The 18,514-nt window shown below is 48.2% G+C and carries 11 protein-coding genes, 1 tRNA gene, 2 rRNA genes and 1 pseudogene; 3 read left to right on the top strand and 12 right to left on the bottom strand.

The window, feature by feature from the left end; translation table 11 throughout:
• Positions 1 to 440: pseudogene (locus EYB31_RS39590) on the bottom strand (IS5 family transposase); the annotation flags it as partial.
• Between the two features lie 564 nt (positions 441 to 1,004).
• Here EYB31_RS39590 and EYB31_RS39585 point away from each other — a divergent pair.
• From EYB31_RS39585 to EYB31_RS39575, 3 genes are all read left to right on the top strand, one after another.
• Positions 1,005 to 7,970, top strand: a complete 6,966-nt coding sequence (locus EYB31_RS39585; protein WP_131019093.1) for an InlB B-repeat-containing protein — start codon at positions 1,005 to 1,007, stop codon at positions 7,968 to 7,970.
• 347 nt (positions 7,971 to 8,317) lie between these two features.
• Entirely contained in the window at positions 8,318 to 10,669 is a 2,352-nt protein-coding gene (gene helD, locus EYB31_RS39580; RefSeq protein WP_131019092.1) for an RNA polymerase recycling motor HelD, read from the top strand.
• Positions 10,670 to 10,797: 128 nt separating this feature from the next.
• Positions 10,798 to 10,983 carry a hypothetical protein gene (locus EYB31_RS39575; RefSeq protein WP_131019091.1) on the top strand — a complete coding sequence of 62 codons (186 nt, stop codon included), beginning with the start codon at positions 10,798 to 10,800 and terminating at the stop codon, positions 10,981 to 10,983.
• On the opposite strand, the gene EYB31_RS39570 is transcribed toward EYB31_RS39575, so the two are convergent.
• The 11 genes from EYB31_RS39570 to EYB31_RS39520 form a co-directional block, all read right to left on the bottom strand.
• The gene (locus EYB31_RS39570; RefSeq protein WP_131019090.1) at positions 10,980 to 11,129 is read right to left on the bottom strand and encodes a small acid-soluble spore protein P; all 150 of its coding nucleotides are present in this window, start codon (positions 11,127 to 11,129) and stop codon (positions 10,980 to 10,982) included. The two genes, EYB31_RS39575 and EYB31_RS39570, sit on opposite strands and share 4 nt — an antisense overlap.
• 20 nt (positions 11,130 to 11,149) lie before the next feature.
• Positions 11,150 to 11,335, bottom strand: coding sequence for a hypothetical protein (locus EYB31_RS39565; RefSeq protein WP_131019089.1), 186 nt, complete (start codon positions 11,333 to 11,335; stop codon positions 11,150 to 11,152).
• A gap of 13 nt (positions 11,336 to 11,348) precedes the next feature.
• Entirely contained in the window at positions 11,349 to 11,699 is a 351-nt protein-coding gene (locus EYB31_RS39560; protein WP_131019088.1) for a hypothetical protein, read from the bottom strand.
• Between the two features lie 242 nt (positions 11,700 to 11,941).
• Positions 11,942 to 12,028, bottom strand: a tRNA-Ser gene (locus tag EYB31_RS39555).
• Positions 12,029 to 12,112: 84 nt separating this feature from the next.
• Positions 12,113 to 13,396: a serine--tRNA ligase gene (gene serS / locus EYB31_RS39550; protein WP_131019087.1), complete on the bottom strand. Its 1,284-nt coding sequence runs from the start codon at positions 13,394 to 13,396 to the stop codon at positions 12,113 to 12,115.
• A gap of 79 nt (positions 13,397 to 13,475) precedes the next feature.
• Positions 13,476 to 14,048, bottom strand: a complete 573-nt coding sequence (pdxT, locus tag EYB31_RS39545) for a pyridoxal 5'-phosphate synthase glutaminase subunit PdxT (protein ID WP_131019086.1) — start codon at positions 14,046 to 14,048, stop codon at positions 13,476 to 13,478.
• 25 nt (positions 14,049 to 14,073) lie between these two features.
• On the bottom strand, positions 14,074 to 14,955 hold the full coding sequence (gene pdxS / locus EYB31_RS39540; RefSeq protein WP_131019085.1) for a pyridoxal 5'-phosphate synthase lyase subunit PdxS: 882 nt from the start codon (positions 14,953 to 14,955) through the stop codon (positions 14,074 to 14,076).
• Between the two features lie 124 nt (positions 14,956 to 15,079).
• Positions 15,080 to 16,375 carry a D-alanyl-D-alanine carboxypeptidase family protein gene (locus EYB31_RS39535; RefSeq protein ID WP_240763229.1) on the bottom strand — a complete coding sequence of 432 codons (1,296 nt, stop codon included), beginning with the start codon at positions 16,373 to 16,375 and terminating at the stop codon, positions 15,080 to 15,082.
• Positions 16,376 to 16,483: 108 nt separating this feature from the next.
• Positions 16,484 to 17,941 (bottom strand): IMP dehydrogenase, encoded by a 1,458-nt coding sequence (gene guaB, locus EYB31_RS39530; RefSeq protein ID WP_131019084.1) that lies wholly within the window; start codon positions 17,939 to 17,941, stop codon positions 16,484 to 16,486.
• A 202-nt stretch (positions 17,942 to 18,143) separates the two neighbouring features.
• Positions 18,144 to 18,260 (bottom strand): 5S ribosomal RNA (gene rrf, locus EYB31_RS39525).
• A gap of 144 nt (positions 18,261 to 18,404) precedes the next feature.
• Positions 18,405 to 18,514: ribosomal RNA gene (locus EYB31_RS39520) — 23S ribosomal RNA — on the bottom strand; the annotation flags it as partial.

The raw sequence follows: 18,514 nt of genomic DNA, 5'->3' as shown, positions 1-18,514 counted from the left end.
AAGAAAAGCAAGGGGATTCCCTAATCCATCGACGACGGTATGGAGTTTGGTTGTCTTTCCGCCACGACTGACGCCGATGTGCTGATTTACTTCGTGTCCTGCTGCGTTTTTTTAGCACCGGCACTGTGTTGATGAGCTTTGACCGATGTAGAATCGATGCTCAAGTTTTCAAAGTCAGGTTCCACGTGAAGGGCTTGGAAGATGGAAACAAGTAATCCGGTATCTCTCCATAAGCAGAAGCGACTGTAGACCGTTTTCCACGAACCATAACGTTCTTCCGGCAAATCCCGCCAAGCGGCACCACTTCGGGCGATCCAAAGAATGGCATTAAACATCGTACGATTGCCTAATTTTGACGGACGTCCTGTTTGATAGGGCGGGAACATGTCCTTAATTTGTTCCCACTGTTCATCGTTTATTTCGTATCGTCTTGGAATCATGTTCGATGCTCCATTCGTTTTTCTCAAATCATACCACATTTTTCTTTAGTTTTCAGACACGTCCTAGTAAAACCAAAGGATTGCGGTCATTTGACCGCAATTTTTTTTGTGCCCAAAACCTGTTAACGGCCTTCGTCCTGAATTCCAAGGGACTGGGGCCGTTTCATTTTACCTGCAGCGACTCCATCGTCAGCCATTCACTATCGCTTCATTGCATAGATTGTTCCTATCTTGGTCGGCTATTTTACGAGGCCGCTGGAATATTCTTTCAGAATTCTTTCATTAGCCCTCTGTTACACTCAATCGAAGAAAATTCCATTGTTGTAATCGAACAACTTTGGGGAAAACGCTATGTAAAAACTCGTTTTGCCGGTACTTCTTTATGCAGATTTATGGATGGAGGTGTGGCCTTCACTTGTACAAGCGGCCTTTATGTACTCAGCGGCGAGGAGATGGAACGTTGGTGAATCCTTATGTGGTGCTGCCAATGGAATTGCAGAACAGCAGCCAACCTCCTTCCAAATAGGTCTGGAACAGCTTTTATGATAAAGGGGAGGTTCAACAATGGATGATAGAACGGGCACTTCGGTGAGGTCCACAATACGGGCAAAGATGAGATTCATTTGTCTGCTCCTATTGGCGGTTTTGGTATATTTTCCCATTGCTTCGGGCACAGCGGATGCGGTAGCTACGGGGGTAACAGACGGTACTTATGATTTCGGCGGTACCTTGACGTCTTATGACGATAAGTACAATAAGTCAGGCGACAAATTTCTTGTGTCCAAAGATCTTGTGAAAAACGGAACGAGTTTATGGCCAAAAGCGCAAGTGGATGGGAGTAATCCCGGGTACATGGAACTCACTGCAGAAGGGACTTCCGCACTCGGAAGCTTTACATTTCAGGATTTAGGCTTCAGCACTACTGTAAGCAAGGGGGTGAGTTTTAATTTATTTCATATCACCTTTTACGATTCAAAAGGCAATATGACATTTATGAATAATTATGGTTCTGGGGGCAACTGGTCCAATATTGGGACAAGTACAGTTAAACTTTCAACGTTACTTAATTCAAATAAACTGTTTCAGAAAAATGATGTACGACGTATTACGATATTATGGATATTTTCGGATAATTCGGACCCATCCAGATTTAAGCTGGACAACATCAGTATAGCCAACGTTCAAAAGGGGAAATTCTCAGTTGACTTTATCAGTAATGGCGGTTCCGCGGTTGACAGCCAGCAAGTGGTGTATAACGATAAAGCGACAACACCTGCCAATCCGACGAGAACGGGCTACACATTCGGAGGGTGGTACACGGACGAAGGTTTAACGAAAGCCTTCTCATTCGGCACTGCGATCACAGGGAATATAACACTGTATGCGAAGTGGACGCTGATCAATTACACGGTAACGTTCAGCAGCAATGGCGGTACGGCTGTGAGCAGCCAGTCGGTAGGCTACGAGGGCATTCCGATAAAACCTGCCGATCCGACGAGGACGGGCTACACGTTCGGAGGGTGGTACAAGGATTCGAGTTTGACGACCGCATACGCATTCAACACGGCGATTACAGGGAATACAACGCTGTATGCCAAGTGGACGTTAAACAACTACACGGTAATGTTCAACAGCAACGGCGGTACGGCCGTAAGCAGCCAGTCGGTAGGCTACAACAATACGGCTACAACGCCAACCGCTCCCACAAGGACCGGCTATACGTTCGGAGGCTGGTACAAAGATACAAGCTTGACGACAGCTTTCACGTTCACCACAGCGATCACGGGGAATACGACGTTATATGCCAAGTGGACGTTGAACAATTACACGGTAACATTCAGCAGCAACGGCGGTACGGCCGTAAGCAGCCAGACAGTAGGCTACAACAACACAGCAACGACGCCAATGGCTCCGACGAGGACGGGCTATACGTTCGCTGGTTGGTACAAGGATGCGAATTTGACGACAGCTTTTACATTCACCACGGCGATTACAGGGAACACAACGCTGTATGCCAAGTGGACGTTAAACAATTACACGGTAACGTTTAACAGCAATGGCGGCACGACCGTGACTAGCCAATCGGTGGGCTACAACAATACGGCTACAACGCCAACCGCTCCCACGAGGACGGGCTATACGTTCGCTGGTTGGTATAAGGAAACGAGCTTGACGACAGCTTTCACGTTCACCACGGCGATTACGGGGAATACAACGCTGTATGCGAAGTGGACGTTGAACAATTACACGGTAACGTTCAGCAGCAACGGTGGTACGGCCGTGAGCAGCCAGGCGGTAGGCTACAACAATACGGCTACAACGCCAACCGCTCCCACGAGGACGGGCTATACGTTCGCTGGTTGGTACAAGGACACAAGTTTGACGACCTCTTTCGTATTCACCACGGCGATCACAGGGAATATAACGCTGTATGCCAAGTGGACGTTAAACAATTACACGGTAACGTTCAACAGCAATAGCGGTACGGCTGTGAGCAGCCAGACGGTTGCCTACAACAACACGGCTACAACGCCAACCGCTCCGACGAGGACGGGCTATACGTTCGCTGGTTGGTACAAGGACACAAGTTTGACGACCTCCTTCGTATTCACAACGGCGATCACAGGGAATATAACACTGTATGCCAAGTGGACGTTAAACAATTACACGGTAACGTTCAGCAGCAACGGCGGTACGGCCGTGAGCAGCCAGACGGTTGCTTACAACAACACGGCTACAACGCCAACCGCTCCGACGAGGACGGGCTATACGTTCGCTGGTTGGTACAAGGACACAAGTTTGACGACCTCCTTCGTATTCACAACGGCGATCACAGGGAATACGACGTTGTATGCCAAATGGGTGCTGAATTACACGGTAACATTCAACAGCAATGGCGGTACGGCCGTGAGCAGCCAGACCATAAGTCAAAACAGCACAGCAGCAGCGCCTGCCAATCCAACAAAAACGGGCTACACGTTCGGAGGCTGGTACACGGATACAGAGTTGGCGACACCTTTCGTATTCACAACGGCGATCACTGGAAATAGGACGCTGTATGCCAAGTGGACAGCGAATAGTATTACGGTAATGTTTAATAGTAACGGTGGTACGACCGTGAGCAATTTGTTGGTAAACTACAACAGCACGGCGACGGCACCGGCCGATCCAGTGAAGACAGGTTTTACATTCGGGGGCTGGTATGCAGACGAAGAATTGACGATGCCCTTCCTATTCACCACGGTGATCACTGCGGAAACGACGTTGTATGCGGTGTGGGCCGAGAACAGCTACGCAGTGACATTCGATAGTAACGGAGGCACGTCTGTAAGCAGCCTGGCGGTGAGCTACGGCAGCATAGCTGCAGCACCTGCCAATCCGACGAAGGCAGGCCATACGTTTGAAGGCTGGTACACAGATGCAAGTTTGACGGCAGCTTTTACATTCCCGGCGACAATTACAGGGAATATGGCTTTATATGCGAACTGGACGACGGATAGTTACACCGTGACGTTCGACCGCAACGACGGTATGCCGGCAGATAGCCAGCTGGTGAGCTACAATGACACGGCTACGGAACCTGCCAATCCGACGAAGGCGGACCATACATTTGAAGGCTGGTACACGGACTCAGATTTGACGATACCTTTCGTATTCAGCACGGCGATTACAGGGAATATGGTACTGTATGCGAAGTGGACGATGGACAGTTACATCGTGACGTTCAACAGCAACGGCGGTACGGCCGTGAGCAGCCAGGCGGTAAGCTACAACACTACGACTACTGCGCCTACCAGTCCGACGAAGGTGGGCCATACGTTTGAAGGCTGGTACACGGACTCAGGCTTGACGATACCTTTCGTATTCACAACGGCGATTGCAGGGAATACGACGCTGTATGCAAATTGGACGGCGGACAGTTACACCGTGACATTCGACAGTAACGAGGGTACGCCAGTGGACAGTTTGACGGTGAGCTATAACAGCACGGCCGCGGCACCTGACAATCCGACGAAGGCGGGCCATACGTTCGAAGGCTGGTACACGGACTCAGGCTTGACGATACCTTTCACATTTACGACGGCGATTACAGGAGATAAGGAGCTGTATGCGAACTGGACGTTGGACAGTTACGCGGTGACGTTCGACAGCAACGAAGGATCGGCAGTGAGCAGTCTAGAGGTGAGCTACAACAATACCGTCATGGCACCTGCCAATCCGGTGAAGACAGGTTACACATTCGGAGGCTGGTACACAGATGAAGAGCTGACAACGCTTTTTGTATTCACCACGGCCATTACAGGAGATAAGACGTTGTATGCGAAGTGGACGACGGACAGTTATACCGTGACGTTCGACAGCAACGACGGTACGGCAGTAGACAGCCAGTTGGTGAGCTACAACAGCACGGCCACGGCACCCGCCAACCCGATGAAGACAGGTTATACGTTCGAAGGGTGGTACACGGATTCAGGTTTAACGACCGCTTTTTCGTTTAATACGGTGATTGCAGGGAATATAACACTGTATGCGAACTGGACAGCGAAGAGTTATGCGGTGTCATTCGACAGCAACGGCGGTACGGAAGTAAGCAGTCTTGCAATTAGTTATAACAGTACGGTCACAGCACCTGCTGATCCGGTAAAGTCGGGCTACACGTTCGGAGGTTGGTATACGGATTCAGAGTTAACAACAGTATTCACTTTTACCACGGTGATTACGGGTGATACAACCTTGTATGCGAAATGGGCGACAGACAGCTACGCGGTAACGTTCAACAGCAACGGCGGTACGTCAGTAGGCAGTCTAGCGGTGGGCTACAATAGCACAACTACAGCACCTGCCAATCCGACGAAGGCGGGCCATACGTTTGAAGGCTGGTACACGGATGAAGGGCTGACGACAGCATTCATATTCACGACGGCGATTACAGGGAATACCTTGCTGTATGCAAACTGGACGACGGACAGTTATGATGTGACATTCGACAGCAACGAAGGTTCGCCGGTGAGCAATTTGGAAGTGAGCTACAATAGCATGGCCACAATCCCGACAGATCCGACGAAGGCAGGTTACACGTTTGCAGGCTGGTATACGAACGCAGCGCTGACGACGCCTTTCCTATTCACTACGGCGATCACAGCGGATACAACACTATATGCCAAGTGGGCTACGAACAGTTACGCGGTGACGTTCGACAGCAATGGCGGTACGGCCATTAGCGGTCTGGCGGTGAGTTACAACAGCACAGCCGCGGCGCCTGCTGATCCGACGAAGGCGGGTTATACGTTTGCAGGCTGGTACACGGACACAGATTTGACGAAAGCTTTCACTTTTGCATCGATAATTACAGGAAATACGACGTTGTATGCTAAGTGGACGACAAGCAGCAGCGCAGATTTGAACAACTTGATCATTTCGGACACGCTTCTGAGTCCGGTTTTTGCAACTAATACTACCAGCTATACAGGGACAGTTATTAACAGCATCAGATCGGTCACAGTGACGGCCTGGGTGTATGAAAGCCATTCCGCCATAAAAGTGAATAACACCGCTGTTACAAGCGGTCAAGAGACTGAAGCGATTAATCTGAACGAGGGCGACAATACGATTGTTGTGGATGTGATGGCGCAGGACGGTTCCACTAAAACCTATTCTGTGACGATTACGAGAGCACCGGCGGCTCCTGGCGGACTCGCAGTAGTGGCCAGTGACGGAATGGCAACTTTAAACTGGCAAAGTGTGCAGGGAACGGTCTCCTATAATGTGTACGGAGGAACTGCTTCCCGCTTCTACAACGCAACTCCTATTGGAACGGTAAGTGGTGCAACCTACAGTTATGTCGCATCAGGTCTGACAAATGGCACAAGTTATTACTTCGCGGTCATGGCAATCAGCACAGGAGGAAACAGTCTGTACTCCAATGAAGTTATAGCCACGCCACTTAGTGGAGATACGAGTCTGAAAAACTTGAACTTAACGGGAATGACATTAAGCCCGACATTTGAGCCAGGAGTCTTTTCGTACACCGCTAGTGTATTAAGCAGTCTGGCCGCAACAACGGTGACGGCAGCGGTATATGAGCCAAACGCCTCGGCAAAAATCATCATAAACGGTTTGGAGGCTACGAACGATCAGGTGATCTTGAATGTGGGCAGAAATACAATCGAGATCGTGGTCACAGCCCAAAACGGTATGACGAGCACCTATGTAGTGACAGTCAACAGAATACTTTCTGGATCCACTTCGTCAAACTCTGCGTCAAATCAAACGAAGCCACAGGAGCAAGACGATATTCAGCTGATGATCGATGACCGGCCTTATTCTCAGATAGCGATAGCCCATATGACAGGGGAGCATGATTTGACGATAACAATAGATGCTGCCCAGATGCAGGCTCTTCTAGAGAAAACAGAAGGTATATCGGTAGTCAGTATGCTTACCTCCTCCAGGGCGGACAACATATCCATGCTGCTGACCGGGGATATAGTGAAAGCGATGGAAAAAAAGCATGTCGTATGGCAAGCCCACACGCCTAATGGAAATTACAGTCTGCCCGCAACAGAAATAGGAATCGATCGTTTAGCTGCACAGTTTGGAACGGAAACATTAAAGGATATCATCGTGCAGGTACGGATTGGGAAGAACCCGTTCAACTGGGACAAATGGAATGCAATTGGAGCAGGTAAGCGTCATTATACCTTTGTGGGGCAGCCAGTTGATCTGCATATCACTGCCGCATACAAAGGAAATATAGAGAATGTAAGTAAGTTCTCCTCATATATAAAATGGGAAATCCCGCTGCCCGACGGTACAGAGCCGGATAACATCACAACAGCTGTTGTGATGAATGAGGATGGAACGATACACCATGTACCTACGTATTTGAGATTAAAAGACGGGAAATATTTTGCGATCATCCATAGTTTAACGAATGGTGTTTTCGCTTTTATTAAGAATCCAATAACGTTCGCGGATGTGGATAAGCATTGGTCTAAAAACGAGGTCAATGATTTGGCTTCGCGGGCCATCGTGAACGGAGTCAATGATACGCAATTTGACCCGGATAAAGTGGTGACACGCGCAGAGTTCGCGGCTATTATTGTGAGAGCTTTAGGATTATCCGATACAGCAGGCACTGCTGCATTCACAGATGTGCAATCCGGCGCATGGTATGCAGGGGCTGTGTCACAGGCACAGGAATACAATATCATCAATGGGTATGAGGATGGGACATTCCGTCCTGCGAATGCCATCACACGCGAGGAAGCGATGGCTCTTATCATGCGGGCGATGAAGTTGACGGGACTGGACACAGCTATTGGCACAACGGATATTGCAGCGACATTATCCACGGTTTCAGGAGGCGAAGCAGTAAGTGCATGGGCTAAACCTGCTGTTGCTTCTGCAATGAAAAATGGAATCGTGGGCGGTTCCGATGCCGGATTAATGCCTGGGAGCGATATTACAAGAGCGGAAACGGCTGCCATCGTTCAGCGGATGTTGAGGAAGGCCAACCTAATTGATTAATTGAATATACAATATCAATTAAAGCCATCCCTTATGGGATGGCTCTTTTGCAGTATTTGCTGATCCGGCACTAATAGGAACGAGCTAATAAAGAGATACTGTCATGGACTATGTCATGAGCAGCTGCATCTTGTTTGTCGCAATTCGACAGTACCTAGAAAAAATAAAAAAAACGAAACGCGAGCCGTCCGTCTTGATCTTGAATCTATTTAGTTAAGTGTGGTACAATAACACTGGTTTTCACTTCGAGATAATAATCACATTTCACAACTATCCATAATGATTTTATCACTACAAGACTACTTTGTCAATACCTTTTTCATTAGCATACAGAGGAGGTTACACAAGTGACTGTTCCCGAACAGCAATTAGACGCAGAAAAAAGCCGCATGGACAACGTGATCGAGCAAATCACCGAACGCATCGGGCATATGGAAAAGGTGACCGAAGAGCGGAAATCGGCGGTTACAGACATTCGCCAAAACTTCTGGAGCGATATTACCGTCAATGTCGATGAGATTGATGACATTATGGAGACAATCTCAGCGGTTAAACAGCAAACCTTTGTTTTGAAAACAGAGGAACGCGGTCTGCACCATGCCGAGGAAACACTAGATCGGCTGAAGCGCATGAAAGATGCTCCTTATTTTGCGAGAATCGATTTCCGCGAAGATGGAGTTGAGCAGTCAGAGCCCCTCTATATCGGCATCGCTTCTTTTATGAAAGAACCGTCCGAGCAATATCTGATTTACGATTGGCGCGCGCCGATATCCAACTTGTTTTACGACTATGCGCCCGGTCCGGCCGCATATGAGACCCCTATGGGCAGTATTAAAGGCGAAATGACGCTGAAGCGGCAGTTTATCATTCGCAATGGCAATCTGCGTTATATGTTTGATACCGGCGTTACGATTGGCGATGAAGTGCTGCAGCAGATTCTCGGCAAAAGCGCGGACGAACATATGAAAAGCATCGTGGCCACCATTCAAAAAGAACAAAACCAGATCATCCGCGACGACAAGCATCGACTGCTTATCGTGCAAGGCGCGGCAGGCAGCGGCAAGACGTCCGTAGCGCTGCAGCGCGTCGCCTATCAGCTGTATAAGCACCGGCAGTCGTTAAACGCCGATAATATGGTGTTATTCTCGCCTAATGCGCTGTTTAACAGTTATGTTTCCACCGTTCTGCCCGAGCTTGGCGAAGCCAATATGCAGCAGACGACGTACCAGGAGTATCTAAACCTGAGACTTGGCGCATTATTTCAAGTGGAAGACCCTTATACCCAACTTGAATATATTTTAACGTCACAGCAGGAACCAGGTTACGATGCCCGGATCAGCGGAATCCGTTATAAGGCGTCGGCTGAGTTTTTTCAGGTCATCTCCCGTTATAAGGAGCTGTTGGAGCGGGAAGGATTGCTTTTCAAAAATATAACGTTCCGGGGACGCATTCTTCTATCCAGCCGGAAAATCGCCCAGCGTTTCTATGAATTTGATCCGTCCATTCGGCTCAGCAACCGTATTGTGCTGGTGAAGGAATGGTTGTTAAAACAGTTGAGAGAGATGGAGAAAGCGGAATGGTCCGAGGACTGGGTGCGTGAAGAAATCGAGCTGCTGGATACGGAGCAATACCAGAAAGTGTATCTGAAGCTGAGAAAGCAAGATCCGAACTTGGAGTATTCGTTTGATTTCCACGATAAAGAGACGGAGCTGCTCAGCAAAATGATTGTGCGGGAGAAGTTTGACCGGCTGCGGGAGAAAATAAAAAAACTGCAGTTCGTCAATGTCACCGCTACTTACAAACAATTGTTCACAAATAACGACTTGTTCGCTAAAATCGCCTCGGGACAGTCCGAGCCGGAGCACTGGCAGGAAATTTGCCGTTACACGATTGAGCGTTTGGAACAAAAGCAGCTCGCTTATGAAGACGCCACGCCCATGCTGTTTTTAAGCGAAATAATCCAAGGCTTTCACACATTAAACACAGTTCGCCATGTACTGATTGATGAAGCTCAAGATTACTCGCCTTTCCAATATGAGTTCCTGAAACGGCTGTTCCCTCGCAGTAAAATGACGTTGCTTGGCGATTTGAATCAATCGATTTACGCTCATGCCGCTACTTTGGGCAGCTACCAGCCGCTCATTGATCTTTATGGGGAGTCGGACACCCGGATCATACGTCTGACGAAAAGCTACCGCTCAACTCAGGAAATTGTCGAGTTTACGAAAGCGATGCTGCCTGGCGGTGAAGCCATCGAACCGTTTAACCGCAGCGGCGCGAAACCGAAGGTGTTCCGGACAACTGGCCGCGATCTTCGTGTTCAGCAAATAGCACAAGATATCGATAGGATAAAAAGCCAAGGCATGCAATCCATTGCGGTCATTTGCAAAACAGCACTGGAAAGCAAAGAAGCATACGAGCTTCTAAATCAGCATACCGAAATGCGTCTGGTCACAAGTGAAGATCATACCTTTACTAGCGGAACTCTGCTATTTCCAGCTTATTTGGCCAAAGGTCTTGAGTTTGACGCCGTTATCATTTATGATGCTTCTGATCGTGTCTACAAGCATGAAGCTGAGCGAAAGCTTTTCTATACCGCGTGTACGAGAGCCATGCATCAGCTTTATCTTTATTACGAAGATCAGCTCACTCCATTTGTGAAAACCATTGACGGCGCTCTTTATGAAACCGTATTATGATTCATCGAAAAAAAGGGAATCCTAGATATCCATGGATTCCCTTTTATTTTAATGTGTAACAACACTGTAATATTAGTTGTGTTATAATACGGCTAAAATGCTGAATATGACGCTTGAGGTGAAGTTTGTTGAATTGTAACAATCAAACTACATATTACATCTTTTATGATGAGCTGACCGTTATGATGGTAACGGACGTTGACGAAATGTGCGAGTATCTGGCAGATGAGGCCATCTTGTACGGCTATGCCTATAACGAAGACATGGCTCGCACGCTAATGGCCGAATGTATGAGCCGCATTAGTGTCGGTTAGCTTCCTTCACCGTAACGGCGGTTTGAATGATTACGATTCTTCACCTTTTTAGAGCCCGATAACGGCTCTTGAGGCTGGCGATGCGCCTGTTGGCCATCTCCGCCTCCCCCGGGTGTATTGACAGGCTGTGCTTGGTTTTTAGGCATCCAAATCACTCCTCTTTGATTTATACGTCTTTATCCGTTAATACGGAATTGTACCCGGTTCCTTCATGATTCAAAGCGTCTTGATGCCTGTTGTCATTGGTCTGCTGCTGCACTTGCTGTGTATGATGGCTGCCTGCAACAGGCTTGTCCAAATCCTTCACGACATTCTGCAAGTTTTTATCGACATTGCTCTTGTTTTTCGTCAAAAAAGGCACCTCCTTATGAGCCGCTTGTTAGTGCGTGAAGCTGCTGCGCACACTCATGAATATGGCGCACATAATCCTCAACCATCGTCTGGATGATGCCGGTTCTTTCATCCACCGTCTGGTCGTCTCTTTCCACATCAACCAATGTGACCTGCAGTTCTCTGGAGTCCACATACGTACAGTGAAAGTCAAAGCTGTACATGGAATGCCCTGCTGTGGAAATATGAACGCGGACCGATTTCGGATCCGCTTCATCGGCATAAACTTCCCCTTTGTCCGATTGATTTAGCACAGCTGGCAATGTTCTTTGCCATGCTTCGACAAGACGGTTCTGGTCAAGCGTTAATTGGTCGGATTTGCTCATCGCTTAACACCTCCACGTATTTAACATACGGCTGTGCGCCCCCTTTTATACAGTTCCCGCATACAGTAAAAAAAGCCATGTCACTGCTTTATTCAGCAGCATCATGGCTTTGGGTTTTCTTGTCTAAATCTACGGAGAGGGTGGGATACTCCCTTCGGGAGACTGCGCAGCATATGCTAACGAAGCTTAAGCTCCGACGAACCCTGGGGTTCAAATCCCACTTTGAAGCTTGTCTAAATCTACGGAGAGGGTGGGATTCGAACCCACGGTAGCCTCACGACTACGGCGGTTTTCAAGACCGCTGCCTTAAACCACTCGACCACCTCTCCATGTAAAGGGGTTTCAGTACTTAGAAACGTCCCTTTTACGTGACAAAAAGCATTGTAACATATTCATCAGCGCAATATCAAGCGTTACTTTTTCGCAGCAATGACTTTCAGACCGTTCATGTACGGTTGAAGCGCTTCTGGAACCGCAACGCTGCCGTCGGCTTGCTGATAATTCTCAAGAATAGCTGCAAGCGTGCGCCCAACGGCTAAGCCTGATCCGTTTAAGGTGTGCACGAATTCCAGCTTCGCTTTGGCATCGCGGCGGAAACGAATGTTGGCGCGGCGGCCTTGGAAATCCTCAAAATTGCTGCAGGACGAAATTTCCCGATAGGTATCGTTGCTAGGCAGCCATACCTCAAGATCATACGTTTTGGCCGACGAGAAGCCCAGATCTCCCGTACACAGAGAAAGCACACGGTAAGGCAGATGAAGCCGCTGCAGAACCTTTTCCGCGTCCGATGTCAGCTTCTCCAGCTCGTCATAAGACGTCTCAGGAGCCACCAGCTTAACCAATTCGATTTTGTTGAACTGATGCTGGCGGATCAAGCCGCGGGTATCTCTGCCGGCCGAACCGGCCTCAGAACGGAAGCAGGCGCTGTAAGCGGAGAAGTTTTTCGGCAAATCGCCCACCGTCAAAATATCGTCGCGGTAATAATTCGTAACCGGCACTTCTGCCGTCGGAATCAGAAAGTAGTCGGTACCGCCGATCTTAAATACATCTTCTTCGAACTTCGGCAGTTGTCCGGTTCCGGTCAAGCTGTCACGGTTGACGATATACGGCGGAAGCATTTCCTCATACCCATGCTCATCGCTGTGCAAGTCCATCATGAAATTGATTAACGCTCTCTCCAACCGGGCCCCTAATCCTTTGTAAAACACGAACCGCGAACCTGTTACCTTGGCCGCTGCTTCAAAATCGAGAATACCTAGATCTTGAGCGATTTCCCAATGTGCCTTAGGTTCAAAAGAAAAAGCAGGCACTTCGCCGATTCTGCGCAGTTCTACATTTTCGTCTTCGGACTTACCGATGGGTACGGATTCATGAGGAATATTCGGCACAGCAAGCAAAATATGATCCAGCTCGCCCTCCAGTTGACGAATTTCGTCGTCCAACTGCTTAATTCGATCTCCGACACCTTTCATCTCCTCAATGAGGGCATCGGCATTTTGCTTCGCTTTTTTCAGAGCGGCTACTTCCTGGCTTACAACGTTCCGCCGATTCTTCAACTGCTCTGTTTCTTGAAGAAGCTCGCGGCGCTTAATATCCAAATCAACAAACCGCTCGATATCTTCAAGATTTTTTCCCCGATTGACCATCGCTTGCTTTACACGGTCAAAATCATTGCGTAACACTTTTACGTCTAACAAAGGTACCCCTCCTGCAAGGGAAAAAATTTTACGGAAAAGCACCCTATGCCTATACGGATAAGGTGCCAAACGTTCCTGATTACTTGGTTTGATGAATCATATCGATAAAGTATGCGTGCATCCGGTGATCGTCAGTCAGCTCAGGATGAAACGAAGCGGCGAGCAAGTGACCTTGGCGGGCAGCCACGATCTCATCATTGTACACGGCTAGAACCTCTACGCCGTCTCTTACTTCTTCAATCAACGGTGCGCGGATGAATACAGCCCGTACGTGCTCATCGATCCCTTTGATCGCCAGATCGGTCTCAAAGCTTTCCCGCTGACGGCCAAACGCATTGCGTGCCACTTTGATATCCATTAAGCCCAGGTGCGCTTCTTCCTGGCCTTCAATTTCTTTGGCCAATACGATCAATCCCGCACAGGTGCCGAACAACGGTTTCCCTTGCCCGGAGAAGTCACGCAAAGCATCGATAAAACCATATCGTCTCATCAGCTTGCCGATCGTCGTGCTTTCTCCTCCGGGAATAACGATCCCGTCAATATCCGACAACTGCTCGATCTTCTTGATAACGACGCCTTCAGCTCCCGCCGCCTCCAGCAAACGGATATGCTCCGCTACGGCACCTTGCAGTGCCAATACGCCAACCTTCATGAATCTAAACCTTCCTTCTCTGTGATTACCAGCCGCGCTCTTGCATGCGCTGTGTAACATCCAGCTTGGAGATTTCGATTCCTTTCATCGGCGTTCCGAGGTTTTTCGAAATTTCCGCAATATGAGCGTAATCCGTATAATGCGTTGTCGCTTCCACAATTGCTTTAGCAAACTTCTCCGGGCTATCCGATTTAAAAATACCGGAGCCGACAAATACGCCGTCCGAGCCAAGGTGCATCATCAATGCAGCGTCAGCCGGAGTCGCTACGCCGCCTGCAGCAAAGTTAACGACCGGCAGCTTGCCTGTTTCGTGAACTTGCAGCAGCAGCTCATATGGAGCTCCCAGGTTCTTAGCTTCAGCCATCAGCTCATCCTTGGACATGCTTTGCACTTTGCGGATTTGCGACATCATCATCCGCATATGGCGTACAGCCTCGACGATGTTGCCTGTACCCGGCTCGCCTTTGGTGCGAAGCATAGAAGCGCCTTCGCCGATTCTGCGCAATGCTTCCCCGATATCTCTTGCTCCGCATACAAACGGAACGGTAAAATCATGTTTATTGATATGGAATACTTCATCAGCCGGGGTAAGTACTTCGCTCTCATCGATGTAGTCAACGCCCAACGATTCCAAAATTTTGGCTTCTACAAAATGACCGATCCGTGCTTTCGCCATAACGGGAATAGAAACAACTTTCATTACTTCCTCAACAACCGTCGGATCAGCCATACGGGCTACTCCGCCAGCCGCGCGGATATCGGAAGGCACTCTTTCCAAAGCCATTACAGCTACGGCTCCTGCCGCTTCCGCAATCTTAGCTTGCTCGGCGTTCATAACGTCCATAATGACGCCGCCTTTTTGCATTTCAGCCATACCTCTTTTTACACGCGATGTACCGGTTTCCATTTCTCCACAACCTCCTGAATCGAACGCCGAAGATTTCGACAATCCGTGCTTTTTGGATAATAACTCTAAACAAATATTTTACATGAACCGCTATAATTATACAACCACGGCTTGTATGAACGCGTTATTTTTGATTTTTATTAAGCATATCGCTGAAAAAGCTACCGATCGCCCGGAACAACAGCCGAATCCAGCTGCCCTTCACTTCATCTGTCGATGAAACGAGTTTCACCGGATAAGACTTGTTGTTATAGGTTACCGTCATGGTGCCAACTTCCTGTCCCTTGGTAATCGGAGCAACCAACTCTGAGTTAGCTTCGGCTTTTTTTACAAACTCGCTGTCCGCCGCCCCTTTCTTAACCAAAAGGGTCAAGCCTTCTTTAGTCACAGGCGTTAATTGCGTGTTGACCCCTTTTTTGAAAGGAACTGTTTTTAAACTCTCAACTTCAGTACCGGCAGCCACGACTTCCTTCTTCTCAAAATTGGTATACCCATAATCAAGAACTTTTCTTGTGTCGAGGAAGCTGGATTCTCGGCTGTTCGCATTCATTACCACAGAAATTAAGCGAAGCCCGTTACGTTCTGCAGTTCCGGTAAAGCAGTAGCCCGCCCTATCGGTATGTCCTGTTTTAAGCCCGTCCAAACCGTCGTACACATATTTCTTGAAGTTAGGATTATCTTTATTGCCCGATAACATCCAGTCATAGTTAATCATCGGGTTAGCGTCGGTAGACCGGAATTTTTTCGAAACGATGCTTGAGTACTGCAATATTTCCGAATGTTCTTTGATCAAATGGTAAGCGATAAGTGCACTATCCCGTGCGGTAAAAATGGTCTCACCGTCGATCGAAGTCGGGGCATACTGTTTTAAGTCCGATCGGTCTAATCCGGAAGTATTGATAAAATGCGCTTCTTTGGACAATCCCATCTTAACGGCAGTCTCATTCATCATCTGCGTAAACTTCTCTTCCGAACCGGCTATTTGTTCTGCCAGCGCTACAGCGGCTCCATTATCCGAATAAATCGTCACGGCATAAAAGAGATCCTGGGCCGTATACTGATCCCCTTTGGCTTTCGGAATGCCCGATAGCTGCTTGTTATTTGATAGATAAGCCGAATATTCGCTAATCGGCACACTATCGGTCCAATTTATTTTTTTATTCGTGACGCTATCCAATACAAGATATTCTGTCATCATCTTCGCCATACTGGCCGGCGGCATGGGCTGATCTGCATTTAGTTCGTACATGACTTGTCCTGTCGAAGCCTCCATAAGAATCGCCGACTTCGAATTCAGGCCCAGATTGGTGGCGTCTGCTGCTGCAGCTTGCGCAGTATTATTTTGTATTGAAAAAATGGATAGTTGCAGCAACAAGGATGATACGATAATCAGCTTACCAGCTTTCCAAAGACGTCTCACTTCTCCACACTCCCGTTTTTGATATCCTATTTATTCTACCATACCCCCCACCGCAAAAAAAGAAGACAGGGATCCCGGTCCCTGTCTCCTTATCTATAACTAGCATTTTTATAGAGAATAGTTAGGCGCTTCTTTAGTAATCTGTACATCATGAGGATGACTTTCTCTTAAACCTGCACCCGTAATGCGGATAAATTGAGTGTCGTTGATTAGCGATTGAATCGTTTCGGCCCCACAGTAGCCCATACCGGATCTTAATCCGCCAACCAATTGATAGATCGTTTCCGCGAGCGGTCCTTTGTACGCGACCCGTCCCTCGATACCTTCCGGTACAAGCTTGCTTTCGTTCTCTTGGAAGTATCTGTCCTTGCTGCCTTCCTTCATCGCACCCAAGGATCCCATACCGCGATATACTTTATATCTTCTGCCCTGGTAGATCTCGGATTCTCCCGGGCTTTCTTCCGTACCTGCAAAAAGACTTCCGATCATTACAGCGCTGGCCCCTGCTGCAATCGCTTTGGACACGTCACCGGAGTATTTAATGCCGCCGTCTGCGATAATCGGAACATTATATTGACGAGCGACAGAAGCACAATCGAATATGGCCGTAATTTGCGGTACCCCAATACCGGCGATAACACGTGTCGTACAGATCGAGCCAGGACCAATACCAACCTTCACCATCGAGGCTCCTGCTTCGATTAGGTCTCTAGTACCATCGCCGGTGGCGACGTTACCTGCACAGATCGGCAGATCCGGATACTGTTCACGCAGCTTTTTCACCATATTGAGAATGTTGATATGATGGCCGTGCGCTGAATCGACAACGATCATATCGATCCCTGCTTCCACCAGAGCCGCAGCTCTCTCCAAAGCTTCCTTGGATACACCGACGGCTGCGCCTACGAGCAAGCGTCCGTGGCGGTCTTTAGCTGAATTCGGGAACTGGATCGCTTTTTCAATATCTTTTATTGTAATAAGACCCTTTAGCGATTTGGATTCATCCACTAATGGCAGCTTCTCAATTTTATGCTTTTGCAAAATGAATTCCGCTTCTTGAAGCGTAGTTCCTACAGGAGCAGTCACCAAATCTTCGCGGGTCATCACTTCTTTAATTTTGATGGAGTAATCATGAACGAAGCGAAGATCTCGGTTGGTTAAAATACCGACAAGCTTGTTGTCGCCATCCACAATAGGCACACCGGAGATCCGGTATTTAGCCATTAGTTCTTCGGCATCATACACGTGGTGCTCAGGCGTTAAAGAAAACGGATTGGTGATAACGCCGCTTTCTGAACGTTTCACGCGGTCGACTTCCTCTGCTTGCTGGGCAATCGTCATATTCTTGTGAATGATCCCGATGCCGCCTTCTCTTGCGATCGCAATGGCTAATGCCGACTCCGTTACCGTATCCATGGCCGAGCTAAGGAAAGGAATATTAAGCTTTAAGTTCGGTCCCAGCGTAGTCGCTACACTAATTTCTTTACCGAATACCTCCGATTTCCGCGGCACCAACAACACGTCGTCAAATGTAAGTCCTTCCTTAGCAAACTTTGTTTCCCACACGAAAGTGATCCTCCTTCTTGTTTTCAAATCCGTTTTCATCAAGGCTTTCCTGATACTATAACAAAAGGCCATTTTGAGTGTCAAGCAGAAGTTCAAAGTAAGCTAAGCAAGAGTCCTTGTTACAATATTATTTGTTAAATTAGCAAATATAACGCAAAAAGCCCTTCTGGAAAATTGTCCAGAAAAGGCTTTTTGTTTAATTGCTTGGCAACGTCCTACTCTCCCGAGACCCTGCGGTCTAAGTACCATCGGCGCTGGAGGACTTAACGGTCGTGTTCGAGATGGGTACGCGTGGTTCCCCTCCGCCATCGTCACCAAACATGTTTTGCTTTACGCAAAACGGTTCAGGTCTTGATCCCTGAAAACTGGATGCGAATCAACTTCAACTTTGCTTCTTGTCCTTTGGGCCCCGAGAAAGTATTCGGAATAAGCTGCAACGCTTATCTTCACTTTCTTGGGATGTTTGGTTAAGCCCTCGACCGATTAGTATTCGTCAGCTGCACACGTTGCCGCGCTTCCACCCCGAACCTATCTACCTCGTCGTCTACAAGGGGTCTTACTAATTGGGAAATC

Source organism: Paenibacillus thalictri, from assembly GCF_004307995.1.
GTDB lineage: Bacteria > Bacillota > Bacilli > Paenibacillales > NBRC-103111 > Paenibacillus_AF > Paenibacillus_AF thalictri.
Note: the sequence above shows the minus strand (reverse complement) of the source record. Positions and strands in the feature narration are given on the sequence as shown.